The organism is Cupriavidus sp. GW823-FHT06D04 (genome assembly GCF_058795055.1).
On sequence record NZ_JBXAHL010000041.1, the window covers coordinates 55,640 to 74,241 of the forward strand.

At 60.3% G+C, this 18,602-nt stretch carries 13 protein-coding genes and 1 pseudogene; 4 read left to right on the forward strand and 10 right to left on the reverse strand.

Translation table 11 applies throughout. The features are described 5' to 3' along the window. Positions 1-88: 88 nt before the first annotated feature. From AC1Q7H_RS33305 to AC1Q7H_RS33325, 5 genes are read right to left on the reverse strand one after another with little or no spacing between them, the layout of a single operon-like run. Complete coding sequence (locus AC1Q7H_RS33305; RefSeq protein ID WP_492382189.1) at positions 89-1,660, reverse strand: AMP-binding protein; 1,572 nt, start codon at positions 1,658-1,660, stop codon at positions 89-91. 13 nt (positions 1,661-1,673) lie between these two features. Continuing rightward, entirely contained in the window at positions 1,674-2,963 is a 1,290-nt protein-coding gene (locus tag AC1Q7H_RS33310; protein ID WP_153955164.1) for an acyl-CoA dehydrogenase family protein, read from the reverse strand. A gap of 28 nt (positions 2,964-2,991) precedes the next feature. Next, on the reverse strand, positions 2,992-3,831 hold the full coding sequence (locus AC1Q7H_RS33315; RefSeq protein ID WP_153955163.1) for an enoyl-CoA hydratase/isomerase family protein: 840 nt from the start codon (positions 3,829-3,831) through the stop codon (positions 2,992-2,994). Positions 3,832-3,851: 20 nt separating this feature from the next. After that, positions 3,852-5,066, reverse strand: coding sequence for a thiolase family protein (locus AC1Q7H_RS33320; protein WP_153955211.1), 1,215 nt, complete (start codon positions 5,064-5,066; stop codon positions 3,852-3,854). Between the two features lie 5 nt (positions 5,067-5,071). Then, a complete protein-coding gene (locus AC1Q7H_RS33325; protein WP_354685698.1) occupies positions 5,072-6,196 on the reverse strand; it encodes a saccharopine dehydrogenase family protein in 1,125 nt (374 codons plus the stop codon). Positions 6,197-6,411: 215 nt separating this feature from the next. Here AC1Q7H_RS33325 and AC1Q7H_RS33330 point away from each other — a divergent pair, with 215 nt between their 5' ends. The 3 genes from AC1Q7H_RS33330 to AC1Q7H_RS33340 are packed head-to-tail and all read left to right on the forward strand — an operon-like array spanning position 6,412 to position 10,263. Continuing rightward, the gene (locus tag AC1Q7H_RS33330; RefSeq protein ID WP_153955161.1) at positions 6,412-7,401 is read left to right on the forward strand and encodes a helix-turn-helix domain-containing protein; all 990 of its coding nucleotides are present in this window, start codon (positions 6,412-6,414) and stop codon (positions 7,399-7,401) included. A 60-nt stretch (positions 7,402-7,461) separates the two neighbouring features. After that, positions 7,462-9,060: a PAS domain-containing hybrid sensor histidine kinase/response regulator gene (locus AC1Q7H_RS33335; RefSeq protein WP_492382190.1), complete on the forward strand. Its 1,599-nt coding sequence runs from the start codon at positions 7,462-7,464 to the stop codon at positions 9,058-9,060. Between the two features lie 15 nt (positions 9,061-9,075). Continuing rightward, positions 9,076-10,263 carry an adenylate/guanylate cyclase domain-containing protein gene (locus tag AC1Q7H_RS33340; protein WP_492382191.1) on the forward strand — a complete coding sequence of 396 codons (1,188 nt, stop codon included), beginning with the start codon at positions 9,076-9,078 and terminating at the stop codon, positions 10,261-10,263. 1,207 nt (positions 10,264-11,470) lie between these two features. On the opposite strand, the pseudogene AC1Q7H_RS33345 reads toward AC1Q7H_RS33340, so the two are convergent. The 5 genes and pseudogenes from AC1Q7H_RS33345 to AC1Q7H_RS33365 all read right to left on the reverse strand — a co-directional run. Then, a pseudogene (locus AC1Q7H_RS33345) lies at positions 11,471-11,740 on the reverse strand (IS110 family transposase); the annotation flags it as partial. Between the two features lie 501 nt (positions 11,741-12,241). Next, positions 12,242-13,687, reverse strand: a complete 1,446-nt coding sequence (locus AC1Q7H_RS33350; protein WP_492382192.1) for an IS1182 family transposase — start codon at positions 13,685-13,687, stop codon at positions 12,242-12,244. Between the two features lie 264 nt (positions 13,688-13,951). Next, positions 13,952-14,806, reverse strand: coding sequence for an SDR family NAD(P)-dependent oxidoreductase (locus AC1Q7H_RS33355; RefSeq protein ID WP_492382193.1), 855 nt, complete (start codon positions 14,804-14,806; stop codon positions 13,952-13,954). Positions 14,807-14,843: 37 nt separating this feature from the next. Continuing rightward, entirely contained in the window at positions 14,844-15,671 is an 828-nt protein-coding gene (locus AC1Q7H_RS33360) for an SDR family NAD(P)-dependent oxidoreductase (protein ID WP_153955154.1), read from the reverse strand. Positions 15,672-15,680: 9 nt separating this feature from the next. Further along, complete coding sequence (locus tag AC1Q7H_RS33365; protein WP_228772532.1) at positions 15,681-16,586, reverse strand: alpha/beta hydrolase; 906 nt, start codon at positions 16,584-16,586, stop codon at positions 15,681-15,683. A gap of 59 nt (positions 16,587-16,645) precedes the next feature. Here AC1Q7H_RS33365 and AC1Q7H_RS33370 point away from each other — a divergent pair, with 59 nt between their 5' ends. Beyond that, positions 16,646-17,263, forward strand: a complete 618-nt coding sequence (locus tag AC1Q7H_RS33370; RefSeq protein WP_153955153.1) for a TetR/AcrR family transcriptional regulator — start codon at positions 16,646-16,648, stop codon at positions 17,261-17,263. Positions 17,264-18,602: the final 1,339 nt, after the last annotated feature.

The window sequence follows — 18,602 nt, forward strand, 5'->3', positions numbered from 1 at the left end:
TGTTGTCTTTGGTCATTCCGCAGAAATTCGGCACGCTGCGCCACGATCCACGTTGGAAGACGTCGGATCGTGGCCTGCCGCTTGCTATTCAAATCCTGCGCTCGTGGTCCCGCCAGTACGGTTCGCGCACGTCTTTCTTCAATACCTTTCCGTTGGCACTGCGAGGCAGCGCGTCGACGAACACGACTTTCTTCGGTGTCTTGATTCCGCCGAGCTTGGGCCGACAGTACGCAAGGATTTCCTCCTCTGTCGCTTGAGCCCCCTGGTTCAGCTCGATCACCGCGGTCACCGCCTCACCCCAGTCCGCGTGCGGGATACCGATGACGGCACAGTCCTGCACTGCCGGATGGGTCCAGACGACCTGCTCCACCTCGCTCGGGTAAACGTTGAACCCGCCGGTGATGATCATGTCCTTCTTGCGGTCGGTGATGTGCAGGAAGCCTTCTGCGTCGAGGTAGCCTACGTCGCCGGTGTGCAGCCATCCGTCAACGATCGTCTCGGCGGTCTTGTCCGGAGCCTTGTAATACCCCGCCATCAACAGGTCGCCACGCACGCAGATTTCGCCGATTTCTCCAGTAGGGAGGATCTTGCCGTTCTCGTCGAGGATCTCGACGCGGACCAGCGGCGCCGGCCGACCCGCCGCCGACAGCCTTGCGTCCTCAGCGATCTTGCCATCGCGGAAATGCTCCTCAGGCCGCATAAAGGCGATCGCAGAAGGCGCCTCGGCCTGCCCGTATCCCTGGAACATCACTGGCCCAAAGACTTCAATCGCGCGCCGCAGCTTCTCTGTGGACATAGGCGCTGCACCGTAGATGAAGTACTTCAGCGAGGAGAAATCCCGCTTCTCGATGCCGGGCATCTCCAGCAGTCGGTAGATCACCGTGGGAGGCAGATATAACTCGGTGACGCGATGCTTCTCGATCAGGTCGACCAGTTGGTTCAGATCCATCCGGTTCATCACGACAATCGTGCCTGCCCGAGCGGTGCACGGTAGCGTAAGGGTACCCGCGGCATGCGTCATTGGTGCCGCAACCAGGTTCACGATCTGCTCGTCGGACGAGTACGGAGCGGCAAACATCTGGTGCAGCGCGCTAACCGACAAGCTCCGATGCGTGTTCATCGCACCTTTCGGTGCGCCAGTCGTGCCCCCGGTCGGCATGACCCCAGCCAGGGAGTCCGGCTCCGGAATGTGGTCAGGGACCGCGCTTGACGCTCCATCCAACAGCGTCGCAAGCGTGATCCCGCCAACAGCCGATGCCGCTTCGCGATCCTCTCCAAGCGAAATCAAGGTGTGCAGCTTCTTCAGATGGCTGCGCAGCGACTTCACTAACGGCAGGTAGTGCTCGTGGCAGAACAATACTTCGCAGTCGAAGCCGTCCAATAGGCGCTTGATCTCCTCAGGCGGATTGACAGGGTTCACCGGAACCCACACCAACCCTGCGCGCCACAGTCCGAGCACACAAGCCCATGCGGTCGGGTCGTTACTCGCGAGTACCGCGCCTTTGGCTTCGCGATCGATGCCTTGCCTCAGCAGCGCATTGCCGACGCGGCACGACAGCTCGCCAATCTCCTTGTAGGTGAAGGTCCGCTCTTCGGCGATAAAGGCTGCCCGGTCAGGGGCAGCCCGCCAGCCGCGATCAAAAAAATCGGTAATAGCCATACAACTTTCTCTCTTACAAGCTGGCGCGGTACAGCAGCGCGTTCAGGTAACCAAACTTCATGTTCAGAAGATGGTTTTCGCCATCTTCAATCCGCGCGGCGCGGGCATCCCGGAAGAGCTTCTCCAACGGATACTCGCGAGTGAGGCCGTATCCGCCAAAGATCTGCAGCGCCTCGTCTGCCACCTCAAAGGCAAGGTCTGTGCAGGTCACCTTGGACCCGCCGGTGTAGTACGGATGCTTGGCGGGCGAGAGCACCGTGTACTCCGTCGCACGGCGGGCCACCGCACGCATGGTCTCCACGTTGCGAGCCATGGTGCCGAGCCGGTATTGCACCATTTGATGCTCGGCGAGCAGTGCACCACCCTGGCGCCGCTCATGGGCGTACTGCATGGCAAGCTCGAAAGCCGCACGTGCCAAGCCCGTCGCCATCTGCCCCATCCCCACGCCCGCTGTTGACCATGTGCTTGCGTGCCCGCGCCAGTAATCATCGCCAAGCGACACCGCATAGCGCACCGGCACCTTCACGTTATCGAAGTACACCTCACCCTGGGGCAAGGCCCGCTGGCCGAGCTTCTCCAACGGCTTGCCACGGCTCACCCCGGGCAGGTCGAGGGGAACGATGACCTCGACTCCGCGCGGGTGGCCGCCGTCGTCGAAGAACCCATCACCATAATCGGCGGCGATCGACATGATTGCGACCTGGGCAACCGGACCGTTGGAGACCCAGGCTGAGCTTTGACCGTTGATGACGATGTCGCCACCGCTCACCTTCGCCGTCAGATTTCCCTTGTTTCCCTGGGTTGCGCTGGGGTGCCGCTCGTCCGGGTATAGCATCGTGCCATCCGAGCCGCGGTCGGGCTGCGTCGCGATCCAGCATCCAAGCTTGCCCTCGGTCAGCTCGATCAGTTCCTGGTTGCCGACTCGCTTGGCCATCATGTTCGCGAATGCGGCGGCGGCCAACGACACCGTGAGCCCCATGTCGCCCCATCCGAGCTCCTCGATGACGATCGCCTGCAGACGGGCCAGCAGTTGCGGCGGCACATCGCCCGGATCGGCATCAAATCCGATTCCAGACTCCACGGCGATTCGCATGAAGTCCCAATACGGTGAGCCGGGCGCGATGGACTCTTCCGCGCTGAGCTTGTCGATTGCGATTCCCATGGGGCGCATCACGTCCCGCGCGAACTTGTGGGTCGCATCCTGGACCACACGCTCGTCATCGCTCAGGATCTCGAAGCCGGTCAGCTCAACGTGAGGCAGCCCGGGCCGCACGGACCCATCGCGGTCAAGTTTCTGTGTCATTTCAGTGTCTCCTTTTTGCGTTCTCTGGCTACTGCCTCTCTTGAACAGCGGCGATCGTTGCCGGAAGATCGCGTTCGTGCTCGACGTTCTGCATGGCAGCCATCTTCACCAGGAACTCGCGTGCGGCAGGCGCTTCAAGGAGCTTCCTCAGTGCCGCGTTTTCGCCTGTGAATCCCGCGAACTGCGCTTCAACTGCAGCACCAGACATGCCCTTGAACACTTCGGCAATCGCCGCGATCGTGCCTGCCGGACGCCTGGCGACGTCGCGTGCCAGTGTGTTCGTGTAGGTCTTCAGCTCTTCGCGCGAAAGGACACTGTTGACAATGCCGTAGGCAGCAGCCTCCTCACCCGTGAAGTCGCGGGATGACAGGATCACCTCGCGCGCACGAGCCGGGCCGATTTGCATCGCCAGCCGCGTGGTGCCGCCCCCGGCTGGCAAAATCCCGCCACTGACCTCGGGAAAGCAGAACCGGCTTTCTGGGGTGGCAAAGCGCATGTCCATCGCGAGCAAGAACTCCAGGCCGCCCCCGCGACAGATCCCGTCGACCACTCCGATCTTCACCTGAGGCAGGATCTGCCACGCCGTCGTGAGCGCCTGCAACACATTGATGTCGTCATAGCGGCTCTGCGGCACGGCCGGGTCGCTCATGGAACGGAGCAGGTCGCTCAGGTCGAAATGCGCAATGAAGAATTCAGGGTTGGCGCTGCCAAAGACCACCACCGCAGTGTCCTGGTCGAACGCCAGCGACGCGGAGAGATCGAATAACTCGCCAACCATCTGGATGTTCATCAGGTTCAGTGGCGGGTTGTTGAAGTCGACGTGCAGAATCCGGCCGTCGCGCCGGACGTTAAGTGTCTCGTAGGTCATTGTTTTCTCCATGCTGATGGTCAAGCGCCGAGGATGGTGATCGCCGCAACGGCTTCCTCGCCGGCGTACAGGCCGCCGCCGTTTTCCGCGAGCGCAATGCGAGCGCCGGGAACCTGGCGGGCTGCGCAATTGCCACGAAGCTGATGCACGAGCTCGTAGATCTGCGCTATGCCGGAAGCTCCCATAGGATGGCCTTTGGATTCCAGGCCGCCCGACGGGTTGACGGGCAGCCGGCCCCCCAGCCTGGTAGCACCGGACTCGGCGAACTTGCCGCCAGCGCCGATCTCACAAAAGCCAAGCAGTTCCGTCTGCAAGAGCTCACCGAACGCTGACGCGTCATGGACTTCCGCCACGGACACATCGCCTGGCCCCACTCCAGCCTGCTCGTAAGCCGCCAGCGCTGCGAGCCGGCTGACCGAACGGTCCCAGGCTGACAGCGAGCGCACCGTGCCGGTCTGCAATACCGTGGCCAGTATCCGCACCGGGTTGCGGGCACCGAGACGCCTTAAGCCGGCAGCGTTGCACACCACCACCGCCGCGGCACCGTCGGTGAGCGGCGCGCACATCGGAACCGTCAGTGGCCCGGATACCGGGCGTGCCGAAAGGATTTCCTCCATCGACATCGGCACGCGGAAGTGCGCAAGGTTGTTGTGCACCGCGTGTGCGTGGTTCTTTTCGGCAATCAGTGCGAGCTGCTGCTTAGTCGTCCCGAACGCATCCATGTGGGCTTGGGCGAGCGCAGCATAGACATCCATGAACAGACTGCGCGGCTGCGCATCGTCTGGGGCTGTGCCACCGAGTTCGGCCAGCACTGCACGAACGCCTTTCCGGTCGTGAACGTCAACACCGCCGTCGAATACGCCGAGGGACTTCTGCTTGTCGCCGATGTTGAGCTTCTCCGCGCCCACCGCAAGCACGATGTCGCCAGCGCCGGCGCGTACGTGCATGACCGCCTGGTGCAGTGCCGTGGCACCGGTGGCGCACGCGTTCTCGACATTCACCATCGGTATGCGTTCGAAACCCATCGAGCGCAGCGCCATCTGGCCGGCCACGACGACCTGGCCCTCCAGCACGTCCTGGCAGGTGTTACCGAAATAGGCAGCCTCGATGGCGCCAATGTCAGCACCGGCATCAGAAAGCGCTTCCGTCACCGCCTCCCTCGTCAGATCCTTGACCGAAGCCTGCGTCCGAACCCCGAAAGCGGTCATGCCGACGCCGACAATCCAAACCGGCATCTCGTTCACGACCCCGTCTCCTCGGTCACGTGCGCGAGCCCATAGGCCTCCAGGGCACCCATGAGTTCGCGATGGCCCAGCAGTTGCGCGGGTGAACGGAACCCGACGCCGTTGTACGTGTTGCCGATCAGCCGCATTGCGGCGTAGGCCTGGACCAGACCGGTAATCTGATAGCCGGATGTGCTGTGGATGACCGCCCGTGCCGTGGTGTTGTTGCCGCGGCCCGTACACCAGTCGATAGAGCGATGAACTTGCCGGTTCTCGCGGGGCGGCGTGCGCGGCGTCATACTGGCAGCTACCCGGTCGAGCACGGGGTAAAGCTTGTCCTCTGGCAGCCACTGGAACACAACCTTGAACATGCGTTCCGCGGCGCGCACTTGTTGTGGAATGTCACCCTTGTCGTTGCGCATGGCCACGAACATGCGACAGTTGCGCACCCGACGGTCGTCCCGGAAGAACACCGGCAGTGCGGTACCGCCCCATTGGAGGCCAGGAACAACATGCCCGGTGCCAGGCACAACCATGTCCTGCTGGACAATGCCCTTGTACTTCTTCAGGACGTTGTCCTCAAGATAGTAGGAGTCCGTGCGGATCACGTCGAAGATCGACTGGGTGGAACCGACAGTTGGCACCGCGCTGACGTACTCGCCCAACTCCAGTGTGTCGATGCCGGGCGTCTCCAACACGATGCGGGCGGCGATGTCCGGAATGGCGTACTGCATCGACACCGCGGTGGACACCACCAGCCCGGCCGCCGCAAACTTCGGGCCCCACTCGTCAAGCAGCTGCAGATGGTGCTCCTGCTCGCCGGCGGTATCGAGATAATGGCATCCGGCTTGCAGCGCGGCTTCCAGAACCGGCGGCGCATAGCGCAGGAATGGGCCGACCATATTGCAGACGACCTTTCTGCCTTTGAAGAGCGCAGTTAGTGACTCGACAGAGCCATCGACTTCGGCAATCTCGTAGTCCGCGGTTTCGATCCCGGGGACAGTGTTCATGACCTCCTGCAGCTTGGCCCGGTTTCGCCCCGCAGCCACGAATGGAATACTGTACTCACGCAGATACTCGGCCACCAGCCGGCCGGTGTAGCCGCTGGCGCCGTAGATGACGACTGGATGCAGTGCGCTCACTGTCTCCTCCTTTGTAGTGGTTTCACGACTGTTCTTAGGGCTGCAATGTAGCGGCCAGCCAAGGACCTTCGCTTGCCTGTGAGCGCGCGCAATTTGCCGATTTGCGCAGGAAAGGATCAGGTTTACCCTGCACGCGCATGCGCTTGACATGGCGTCAGGGCGGTTTCAACATGGATGTTTGTATTGCCAGACCATTCGCCGACGGAGGGACTGCCATGGCAGCAACAGCGACGTGGTCGACCCACGGGTTGGCTCAAGAGCACATTACGGACGCGTGCAGTGCCATGCTCCCCGAGCTGCACATGACGTGGACACTTTCGCTTCCGGAGCCCCGCCGTTTCAACGTGTCAGCGCGGTACCGCAAGCTGGACAGACTGACGGTCGGAGAGTTGCGCAGTGGCCGCATCATCGGCCAACGTCCAGATACCACCGCTGAGCCCATGGTGGGAGTGCTGATGAATCTGGGCGGACGACTGGTGTGCCGATACGCGGACCGCAGCAAGGTCGTGCTCGAACCCCAACACCTGCTGATCTGGGACAGTGAGCTGGCATACGACTTCGAAGCCGTGGAACCACATCGCGAGGTCTACCTGCTTTTGCCTCGCGAGCGCGTGCCTTATGGAGTAGCCAGCGCAGCGGCGCGGCCTGGTGCAGCAGTGCCGGTACGCGTCGGCTCCGGCCTCTGCGCGGTCGCCGGCGACCAGCTTCAGGCCATCGCCCGGGAACTCGACTATCTCACCGACACCGCCCTGGCGACGGCTTGCCAGTCGTTCTTCGACATGCTTGACTCGGCGCTTACGGTCTCGTCCGGGCGGCAGTCGCCCCGGGCGTCGCTGATGATGAGTATCGAGCAGTACATTGAGGATAATCTGGACGATCCCGAACTGAGCGCCTCGTCGATTGCGGCCGCACACGACATCTCGGTGCGCACGCTGCATGTCGCGTTTGCAGGCACGGGCAGGACCGTCAGCCGATGGATCCGCGACCGCCGGCTAAGGGTCTGCTTCCGCGAACTCTCTCGTGCGAGCACGCAGACGGTGACGGACGTCGCGTATCGGTGGGGCTTTAACAATGCAGCTCACTTCAGCCGAACCTTCAAGCAGGCGTTCGGGGTGACCCCCAGCAGCCTGCTATCGGGCGGAGGATCCGTGACGCCCGATAATCGCGAATTCCCCCAGTTGCCGCCAGGACCGCCGAACGGTTGATACGGCAGGTCTCCCCTCCGGTCGAGAGAACATAGTTGCCTCCAGGGTCCGGGCCAGGCCATGCGAAAAGAGCATGCACATCCATCGGCAAGGTTGCCAACTTCCGAGTCCGTTATTGACGAGGGAGAGAAGTATTTCAGATTGCTCGCGGATGCCTTGCCGCATATCGTATGGACGGCAATGCCTGATGGTGGGGTCGACTATGTAAACCGGCCGGGAGTCATCTATACAGGTATGGGCCTTGATCAGTTGTCGGGATGGGGTTGGGGCCAGGCGCTCCATCCGGACGATTTGCTGATCACCAACGATCGCGCCAGAAATGCCATAAAGAACGGCTGCGAATTCGAAATAGAATTCCGTCTAAAAAGAGCTGCCGATGGTGTCTATCGATGGTTTCTTTGCCGTTCGATACCCTTCAAGGACGGCAACGGAAATATCATCAAGTGGTTCGGGACCTCTACGGACATAGACGACCAGAAGCAGGCGCAGGCGGCGGCCGAAAGCGGCAACCGGGCCAAATCGGATTTTCTCTCTAGCATGAGCCATGAGTTGCGCAGCCCGCTCAATGCAATTCTGGGTTTCGCGCAGCTGATGGCCTCCGAGTCACCGCCACCGAATCCATCGCAGCAGACTAGTATTGACCAGATCCTGAAAGCCGGATGGCATCTGCTGGAACTGATAAATCAGGTACTCGATCTCGCAAAAATCGAGGCCGGGCAAGCGTCGCTGTCGCCCGAGGCGGTCTCCGTGGCCGAAGCCTTACGCGAATGCCATGACATGCTCGACCAGCAGGCACAGAAGCGAGACGTTCGCTTGCTCTTTCCATCGATCGACCCCACCTGTTTTGTCCGCGCGGATCACACCCGGCTGAAGCAGGTTCTGCTCAACCTTCTTTCCAACGCCATCAAGTACAACCGCCGCCAGGGAACGGTGGAGGTGCAATGCTGCGCGGCCGGCGGGGATCGGGTTCGCATCAGCGTGCGCGACACCGGCGAGGGATTGGTACCACAACGGCTGGCGCAGCTATTTCAGCCGTTCAACCGCCTCGGCCAGGAAGCCGGGCCTGAAGAAGGCACGGGCATTGGCCTCGTAGTGGCCAAACGACTGGTCGAGCTAATGGGAGGCGCCATCGGCGTCGAAAGCACCGCTGGGGCGGGCAGCGTATTCTGGGTCGAACTCGGTGCCGCTCTCGCGCCGGAAATCAAAAATGAGAGCAGCGAGCCTGCGGTACCTGCGAAACCACAACCAGGGAACCACGCTTCGGTTCAGACCGTGCTGTATGTCGAAGACAATCCCGCCAACCTCAAGCTGTTCGAACAACTCATCGCCCGTCGCGCCGATATGCGTTTGCTTACCGCGATGACCGGGATGCTTGGGATTGAGCTTGCGCGCAGCGCATTGCCGGAGCTGATCGTGATGGACATCCATCTGCCTGATATCAACGGCGTGGAAGCCCTGCAAATCCTCCGCGAAGATCCCAATACAGCGCACATTCCTGTCATAGCCCTCAGCGCAAATGCGATGCCCCGCGATATCGAAAAAGGTATCAAAGCAGGGTTCTTTCGCTACCTGACCAAGCCGATCAAACTCAATGAGCTTATGGAGGCACTGGACGAGGCCCTAGAAGAGACAAGGAAGAGCACTGGGCAGCCTCAATGAAGCGGGTGGATCGATATGATCAGCCTTAACGAGATTCTTGCGGCAAAGATCCTGGTCGTCGACGATCTGGAGGCCGATGTCCTGTTGCTTGAACACATGCTGCGCGGGGCTGGCTACTTGTGCATCGCCTCAACAACCGATGCCCGTGCAGTTTGCGAGCTTCACAGCCAGAACCACTATGACCTGATCCTGCTGGACCTGCAAATGCCGGGCATGGACGGCTTCCAGGTCATGGAGGCGCTTGCTGAAGTGGAGGCGGACAGTTACCTTCCCGTGATTGTGGTTACCGCCAATCCCGACCACAAGCTGCGCGCACTGCGAGCCGGCGCGAAGGATTTCGTCAGCAAGCCGTTTGAGCTCGCCGAGGTGTTGATGCGCGTGCGCAATATGCTGGAAGTACGCCTGCTACACAAGGAATCATTGAGAAACGGCAAAGTACTTGAGCAAAAGGTAGACGAACTGGAAGCCAGCCGAGAGACGATCGTTCGCCAGAGCGATGAACTCAGGTGTCTCTATGAGAACCTCGTTCACGAGCAACAGCTATCAGAGCGATTGTTGCTCAACCTGCTGCCGTTCCCAATTGCCGAGCGTTTGAAAGCGCGTTCCGACCTCATCGGCTCCAGCCCCCCGGAAGTCATCGCCGATAGCTTTCAGGAAGTGTCGGTGCTTTTCGCAGACCTCGTGCAATTCACCCAATTCTCTGCCGGCATGACGCCCGAGCAGCTTGTGGCGGTGCTAAACGAGATATTTGCCGACTTCGACAGCATCGCCGACCGCCACGGGCTCGAGAAAATCAAGACGATCGGCGACGCTTACATGGCCGCCGCGGGACTTCCTGTGGCCGCGGCCGATCATGCTGATCGGGCGGCGCATATGGCGCTGGACATGATTGATTCGCTGGGCCGTTTCAATGAGCGAACCGGCTACCGCTTGCAGTTGCGCGTTGGCATCAATAGCGGTGCCGTGGTAGCCGGTGTGATCGGCAGGCGCAAGTTCATCTATGACTTGTGGGGCGACGCCGTCAATATCGCTAGCCGGATGGAATCCCACGGCGTACCTGGTCGCGTGCAGGTTACCGACGCGACCCGGCGGCGGCTTGGCGAACCGTTTGCGCTCGAGCAGCGCGGCCCGATAGCGGCCAAGGGCCTGGGTGAACTGAATACGTGGTTCCTGGTTGGAAGAACCGGAAGGGCGACCGGTTAAAGCCAAGCCGACTCCGACGCGGACCCGCCTAGTGCGAATGTGTTCGCAGGCGGCGACGTCGTGCGATCTCGTCGCAGCCGCACTGCCTTACCAGTCTCCTGACGGCACTCAGAACCTGTGCCTCGAACCGAGCACGCCTCCGAACTGGGTCACTGTATTGAAGCCATTGATCCCAGGTGTGGAGCCGACCTCGTTGCGCGTGCGCGACGTTCAGATTACGTATCGGTGCGCTTCGAGAACGAGTAGTCTGCCGATACCATGAACAGCCAGGGATCTGCCTGGGAGTCCCGGACAGCTTGATCGTATGCGGCGCCTGTAAGCGACCACGCAGAGTTTAGCTTCCAGTTAGCCCCTCACCAGTAGAGATTGTCCGTAGAGGCCGACGGCTGCGCGATCACGCACCTGTAGCAATAGCCAAGATAAGTGGTGATACTGCCGAAATCAGTGCTGGCAAACGATGCCCTGTGACTCTTGTTGCCCCTCGGTGGCCACGGTCGTGCCAGCTACCTCATCATAGACAGCCGCCACACCCAGGGGGCCGGTTTCATAGCCCAGGCTGAAGCCCGACCTTGCTGTGTCCCGATAGCTGGACTGCCATGACGAGAATCGCAATTAGCTCGACTGCGGTGCGAGCGCCTTTTCGCACACGTCTCTTCGCTTTCCATCCCGGAAGTAGTTACCGTGCTCCTCACCGGTTGCTCACTGGCACTTTACCGACCCTGAACCGTCGGGACCGAGACACCGTAACGACCGCTGGCCGACAGCGGTCGTGCGCTGTCCCGGCGCCGAACCTAGACTGCCTGTCCATACAGCGGTTTCGGCCACGGCCCAAGCCGCCGAGACGCCGCGTGCGGGCCTTTTTATCGATCTTGCGAAGCCAGCCGCCATGTCGGAATGCCATCGTCGAAACTATTGAACCACTCGCGGATCGCGTCGGCCACAATGTTTGGATCGCAAGTGGCGGCATGCGGAACGCATGCCCGAATGAGATCTTCGACATCAAAGCTTCGTTCCGCTCGTGCCCGCCAGTCAGCGCGGTCGCGGGCTAGGGTAGCAAAGTGTTGGTCTCGGATCGGTATGTAACGCATGACGCAGACAGGAAATGGAGTTGCCCGTATTGACGGCCGCCCCGTCGATTTCTTGACCCACTCACTGCTTTAGTCAGCAGAGGTGAACTGTGTACCGACCGTCAGGTCCATTGCACGCTCTTCGGGGTCAGCGACGGCGCGCACACCATGCACTCGAATCCCTTCTCTGCAAGCTGCCGGTAAAGGCCATATCCGCAAGGGCCCGCCTCGTAGACGATGCGGATCCGGCGCGCTTTAGACTGCAGGCGCTTGCACAGGCGATCGATATCGGCGTTCGAGGTACCGATCTTGCCAAGCAGTTCGACCTCGCCCGCGCCGAGTGCGTAAGCGACCGTGATCGAGTCCTCATGGACGTCCAAGCCGACATACAGCGTGCTATCGTGTTCCATGCTGGCCTCCGCGCCGGAAATCGCCTGGGTGTGGCACTGTCCACACCGTGCGGCTCTGGCAGTCATGCTAACCCGCGTTTGATTCCTCGCGGCGGGCCAGCCTCTTGCCCCCACGCCAGGGGAGTCATACTAATTCCGGTTTCCTACAAAAAAGTTGTGAGGAATCGGAATTCTCGAGACTGCGTTCTCCGAAAAATCAAGGACTTAGTGTCCAATTCGGTCCGCGCTCGTTCGGATGAGAACCGGAAATAGCGAGACTGACCTGAATTGAAGCGCGAATTCGTTGGACTGCCCCGCACCGGTCGCTCACTGTCTCTTTGCGACCGAGGCCGTGTGGAAACGTCTCTCGAATCGCACCAATGCGCATCCCCTCCGGGGCGTAGCCTGCCTTATCGAATTTTCGGCCAATCCGGTCGTGGGCGGCGTCGGAACGGGTGCGAACAGCGGTAAGGGGCCCCTGAGCGCGGTCGTCAGCCCCATTTTTTGGGCGCAAATGGGTGCTTACGTACCCACCAGGCGCATGGCCTTCATTGTTTTCGAGAATCCGAGAATTCGAAGGACGCGCTTCAGGTTGTACGCCAGAACATGCAGGCTCATTTCAGTTCCTACATTCGGTAGCGTGCGCGTCAAGAAGTGCGTGTAGCCCATCCAATGTTTGAAGGTTCCGAAGACATGCTCGACGGTTCGCCTGCGAATCGTCATTGCATCCGGCGTCTTGTCGAGCCGGCGCTGGACGGCCTCCAGCACTTCCTCATGCTCCCATCTGGAGATGCGCCGGTACGGACTCGGCGTGCATTGAGACCGCATGGTGCACTGAGGACAAGCACTACTCCAATAGCGGCGTAGCTGCAGTCCATGCTCTTCTCTGGTGAAGCGGTATATCGCACGTTCGCCGGCGGGACATTGATATTCGTCGTCTCGGGCAATGTAGATGAAGTCCGCCCGATCAAATCGACCTCCCGCCTTCGCGCTAGACGTCGTTGGCTTGGGCAAGATGGCAGCAACGCCCGTATCCGCGCACGCCTTGATCTCCTGCGCACTGAAGTAGCCACGATCAGCTATGGCTTTAAGCCTGGTCTTACCCATTGCATCGCGAGCGGCTCGAGCCATCGAGCTGAGTTGCGCCCGATCATTGCCAATATTGGTGACCTCATGAGCGACGATCAGATGGTGCTTGGCATCTACGGCCATCTGTACGTTGTAGCCGACCATTCCAGAGCCCTTGCCACTTGTCGCCATCGAGCGCGCATCAGGATCGGTCATCGAGATCTGACCATCTGGCAGCGTCTTGAGATCTTCCTTTATCTGGTCAAGGCTATGCATCTGCTGACGCAATTGCGCAATCTTCTCGCGCAGTCGAGTTGTCTTGAGTTCTAACTCCGCCGGCTGCGTGCGATCCGCAGTCTCCAGCGCGCTCAGATACCGCTGGATGCTTTCCTCGATTTGCTGCTGGCGCTTGTCGACCTTGCCGGCGGTGAAATTGCGGTCCCGAGTATTGACTGCCTTGAACTTGCTACCGTCGATGGCGACCAGGGCCTGCGAGAACAACTTTAAATCTCGGCACAGAACTACGAAAGGACGGCAGACATTGCGAATGCCCGTGCTGTTATCCCTGCGGAAGTCTGCAATCGTCTTGAAGTCCGGCGCCAGTCGGCCGGTCAGCCACATCAGCTCTATATTGCGTTGGCATTCGCGTTCCAGACGGCGGCTGGACTGGACCCGGTTGAGGTAGCCATAGATATATATCTTCAACAGGACGGCAGGATGATATGAGGGGCGACCTGTGGTCGAAGGATTGGCTCCTTCGAACCCGAGCGACTCGAGATCCAACTCTTCAACAAACGCGTCGATAATCCTGGCGGGGTTATCCTCGGCGATGAAATCATCGAGGCATTCTGGAAGCAGCGTAGCTTGCTTGCGGTCTTCACCCTCTATGAATCGCTTCATCCGGTCCCCCAATCTGAATGCGTTGATCCAGTCTAGGTGATCGAGACGTTTTCACACAGCCTCGACCCATTTGCGCCGTTCGAGGCTTCGTCACCTCGATGGCGGCTATACGGGTCCAACGGTCATCCGCGTTAACATTCGCTCCGGCAGCTGGTCGGCCATTGCGGTCATTCGCGCCTGATCGAAAGCGGTGGCAAACGACCGCTCTATGGCATTGACACTTCCGGGCAGTAGTTGGCCAAATCGGCCTGTTCGTGTCCTCGGTCATCCACGTAACGCCCTCTCTTCCAGCCGGCGAATCAAAGACTGCATCTTTCGATGACGACCGATATGCCAATCCGTGACAGTAGCAAACAGGCCCCGCAGCCAGGAAAGTGGCACCCATCGCCGCGGAATCATGATGCGCGGCTTGCGACATTTTAGACCCAGGACGACACCCCGTGCGATCTCTTCGGGTTGCACGGGATGCCTCAAGAAGGCAGGGAAGCCTTGCTCATTCATCTGCGTAGCGAGGTCGTGCCCCCCAAAGGCCACCTTGGCGATCGGGGTGGCAACCCAGCCAGGGTAGACGACACTAGCTGTGGCTCCCGTGCCGCCCAGTTCGGCACGGAGTGAGCGGGTCAGCATCTCGACGGCGGCTTTGGACGCCGCATAGGGTGCGTTGACCATGCCATTCACGAAGGAATAGACCGACGAAGTCACCACGATCTGTCCTTGGTTGCGCACAACCTCGGGCAACGCAGCCTTTATCGTTCTCCAAACGCCAAGGAAGTCCACCTCGATGATGCGTTCGAACTCGGCTTCATCGCATGTATAAACGGTGGCCGGATTGCCTCGCCACGAAATCCCAGCGTTGGCAAATGCAACGTCTAGGCGGCCAAACCGAGATATCGAGCGTTGAATGACCTCTTTTGTTGCAGCCATGTCCGTCACATCCAGCGCCAAGGCCAGAACGCGCTTTGAGTCGAACGAGGCGGCGATCAGATCGACACTCTCCTTTGTGACATCGGTTAGAACCAGCCTCGCTCCCGCTTCATAAAGGGCTCGAGCAGTTGCCGCTCCGATTCCGCCCGCGCCGCCTGTAATCAGCACTACCTTGTCGTGCAGATCGTATGCCATTCAGATCTCCGTTGAACGTGTTTGCTTGAACAAGCCCTCAGCGTCGCACTGTTAGTGCGATGGCTTCCTTGATGTCCGATTGCTTGAAACCGAGCGCTTCCACGAATGACCGGAAGAATCCGGGAGCCTTCGCGACCAGCGTGTTCTGTTTCGGCAGCACGACCATGTCGCTACGACGTTCAATGCCGCGCAGAATCCCGGCGACAACGTCTTCAAGAGAAATCATTTTCCAGAGACCTCCCTGATTGCCGCTCCAAAGCTTCACTCCCGCCTTATCAGCGTGGATCGCTTCCATCATTGGAGTCTGAAAGAACGTAGGATGCACGCTGCCTACACCAACGCCCAGATGACGAACCTCTAGTCGGATGCTGTTGCACATCGCCCAGACCCCCGCCTTGCTCGCCGTGTAGTGAGCTTGCAGGGGAGAGTGGACGAAAGCCGCCATGGAGGAAACGGCCATCAGGTATCCCCCGCGCTGCATTACATGCGGGAGACCGGCATGGAAGGTGCGCCATACGCCCGTCAGGTTGATGTCGATCGCACGCTCGAATTTCCCAGGGGTGGCGGAAATCAGCGGCTCTACATAGTCAATGCCAGCGTTTGCCACAATGATGTCGAGGCCACCGAAATGCTGCGCCGCCGCACTCATCGCCCGGTTGATACTGTCCAGCGAGCGCACATCCACTTCATGGGCAAAAGCTCGATCACCCAGTGCCCCTACTTGGGCCTCAAGCGCAGCGCGATCGATGTCGAACAAGGCAACGTTGGCGCCCTTTGCGACCAAGGCAGTAGCAACGGCAGCGCCCAAGCCACCGGTAGAGCCTGTGATAGCGACCACACGGCCGTGAAAGTTGTATTTAGCCATGGCAAGTCCTCAGTTCAGGGGAACAGTGCGACGCAGAAAGGTGATCTGGTCGTGAACGACACGCTCGAAGGCCTCGCCGACATAGATATCGAAATGGCCGTAGGGGTAGAACTTGATTTCGCCCTTCGGCGCCCGCATGGCGTGGCGGAGGGTGGTGTAGGTCGGAGCGACGGTATCTGGATCGCAGATGCAAAAGAGCACCGGACAGGTAATCCGCGGCGTCTTATGGCCTGGGAAGTACCGGATGATTTGGAGCGCAAAGCGCGCGGCGACGAAATTGGGAAAGGTCGCGGCCGAGTGCTTGGGTACTAGTTGCATGTAACCCGGCTCGGCATCGGGCGCCGCCATGAGCGCCGTAGCGCCGGGCTTGCCCACCAGCGCTACCGTTATGGGGGCCGCCCCCAGCGAAGCACCGATCTGGTCACGCATAGCCCTCGCGGTTACCTTGATGGAGGTCCACGGGGGCACGGCAAAGCTGGAGGCCATGCCATCGGTGAATGGGCACTGCGAAATGACTGCCGTCACCTGGTGGTTATCGGCGGCCGTGGTCAGCACATGGCCGCCACCAAATGACGTGCCCCAGATCACCAGCCGGCTGCCATCCACGTCGGCGCGCATCCGGGCAAAGGCGATTGCCGCTTTCCAGTCCTGCAACTGCTTGGTCACGTCCAGCAGTTGCCGGGGCTCGCCCTCGCTGCCACCAAAATGCCGGTAGTCGAAGACCAGGCAGGCATATCCAGCCTCGCAGAAGCGCTGGGCAAAGGCGTCCAGCCGCATTTCCCGGGTCCCCCCCAGGCCATGGGCCATGACAACCACCGGAGCTGGACGGGTGCCGTCAGGCAGGTAAAGCCATGCGACGCATTCGAACCCCTCGGAGGGGAACATCACATCAAGCCGCCGCATAATCGTCTCCATGGAGTTATATCCAACTATGGAGTAAACTCTAATAATGGGAAGTGGTAAAGTCAACCTCCATGAATACACCAACCCTGACACGCACCCAACGGCGGGCGGCCGATATGCGCCGGAACCTGATTGATATCGCTGAGGAACTCCTGATTGAGGGGGGCGTCGCCGCAGTCACGGCCGAAGAGGTTGCCCGACGAGCAGACGTCTCTCTGCAAACGGTCTACAACCGTGTTGGCAGAAAGCCCGCGCTGCTGATGGCCATTGCTGAGCGGGCCATGGAGGAAAACCGGGCATACATAGACGAGGCTTATGACGGTGCCGGCACACCAGAGGAGCGTGCCCAGCGGATATTCGGCGCCTATGTGCGCTTCGCCTTTGAGCGTCCAGAGCAGTTCCGCATCCTGGCTAACCCCCCCGAAGAACCGGAGGCCATTACACGAATCGCATCGATGACCCGAGACCAGAATTCCAAGCTCGCTGCCATCATTCGGGATGGCATAGCGGCCGGCTACATCAATCCACGCCTCAACCCTGAAAACACCGCCAATGCCCTCTGGGCCATGATGGATGGGGTTCTTTGCCTGGCATTGAGGAAAGATGCGATGCGGCCGGAATCCGTGAGTCCAGAGGCATTAATCGGCGCGGCCTGGAGCCTGCTCGAACTCGGAATGAGAACGCGCTGAGACGATTGCGGGTGGGAATTACACGCAGTCCGCATTGCGCCGTCCCACTTGCCCCTGTCTGTAGAGCCAGCGGTTTTTGCAACGCTGGACAGGGAAATCCATTCCTTCACGTCACGCAGAGGCGTAGGTTTGGGTTCCGCCCTGGCACAACAGGGCGTGTGCCGCCTGACTTGTGTGCAAGATCGGATGCGCCCAAGGGCTTCTGTTCTAGTTGTGGTGCGAACGCTCGCAGCACCCACGGCGTGACGCCGCCGCACTCGCATGCCCACTACGCCAGCGCGGGCTCCCCTGGAACGGGGTCTGCAGTCCCATTGGCGTCGCGCGGAGACACGCTGCCAAGGCTGCAACCGTCCGCTATGGCCGATGAAGCAACATTCGTCTTCGCAAATCGAACGGCCGTTTGCTGGGCGGAGCCGACGTCTGAACGTTCGAGTGACGCGACGGGCGAGTGACGCTTTTTGGCCGATAGCAGTCAAATGCGCCCCCCCCGGTCAGTGCTTCCCCACAAGTACGGGGCTGTAGGGAAGCGGGTTTCGCGCTCCTAGCGCGCAGCCCGCCTGGTCTCAAGGCAAGCGCGCGGCAGTCGCACTAATTCCAAATTTCTAGTCTCACAGAAAAGCACGTAGTCTCACGAATTCCGGTTCCGTACACAACACTGTGAGCAACCGGAATTCGCCGGGCTGCGACTCCCAACAAATCAATGAGTTAACAGCTAATTCTGTCGCGGCTCGGCCGTCTCAGAACCGGAATTTGCCGGACTGACGTGAAAAGAAGCGCGAATTAGCTGGACTGCTCCGCAGGCGCCCCTTGGTGCACGTTTCGGGGCCCTTCATCCAACCTCGAAGTGCGACCCGGTCTAGGTGCTCCTGCCCTGCACTGGCTCTTGCCGGACCCATCGCAGACACACAGAGAGTGCTTGGGCATCACGGTGTGCAATTAGTGACCGACGCTGCGACGAGTCTGTGCAGTGGGGACGACATTCTGGGCGGGGAGCAAGCGACGTAATTTGGGTGACATGACTTTTGCCTCCGACTGCGCACCGCCGTTCCATTGTTGATTTTTCCTCAAAAGTAATTCGCTGATTCGGGGCTCAATTTGCACTCCAGTGAGTGGCACACTCTCGCTACTCCGAGCTGATACTCCGGAGTTAGCGAGACGCCCTTCCCATTTGACTGCGCGGCGCGCCGCTCCTGCGTCTCACACTTCAATTAGCAGCTTGCCCCGGTGGAACGCCGTATCGGCTTGCCCGAGCAAGACTTCCTTTCTACATTACAACGGAGGGCAGGATGACGGCGCACAAGTTCCATTGTTCCGAGGGAGTCGGGCTTGATATCCCGCT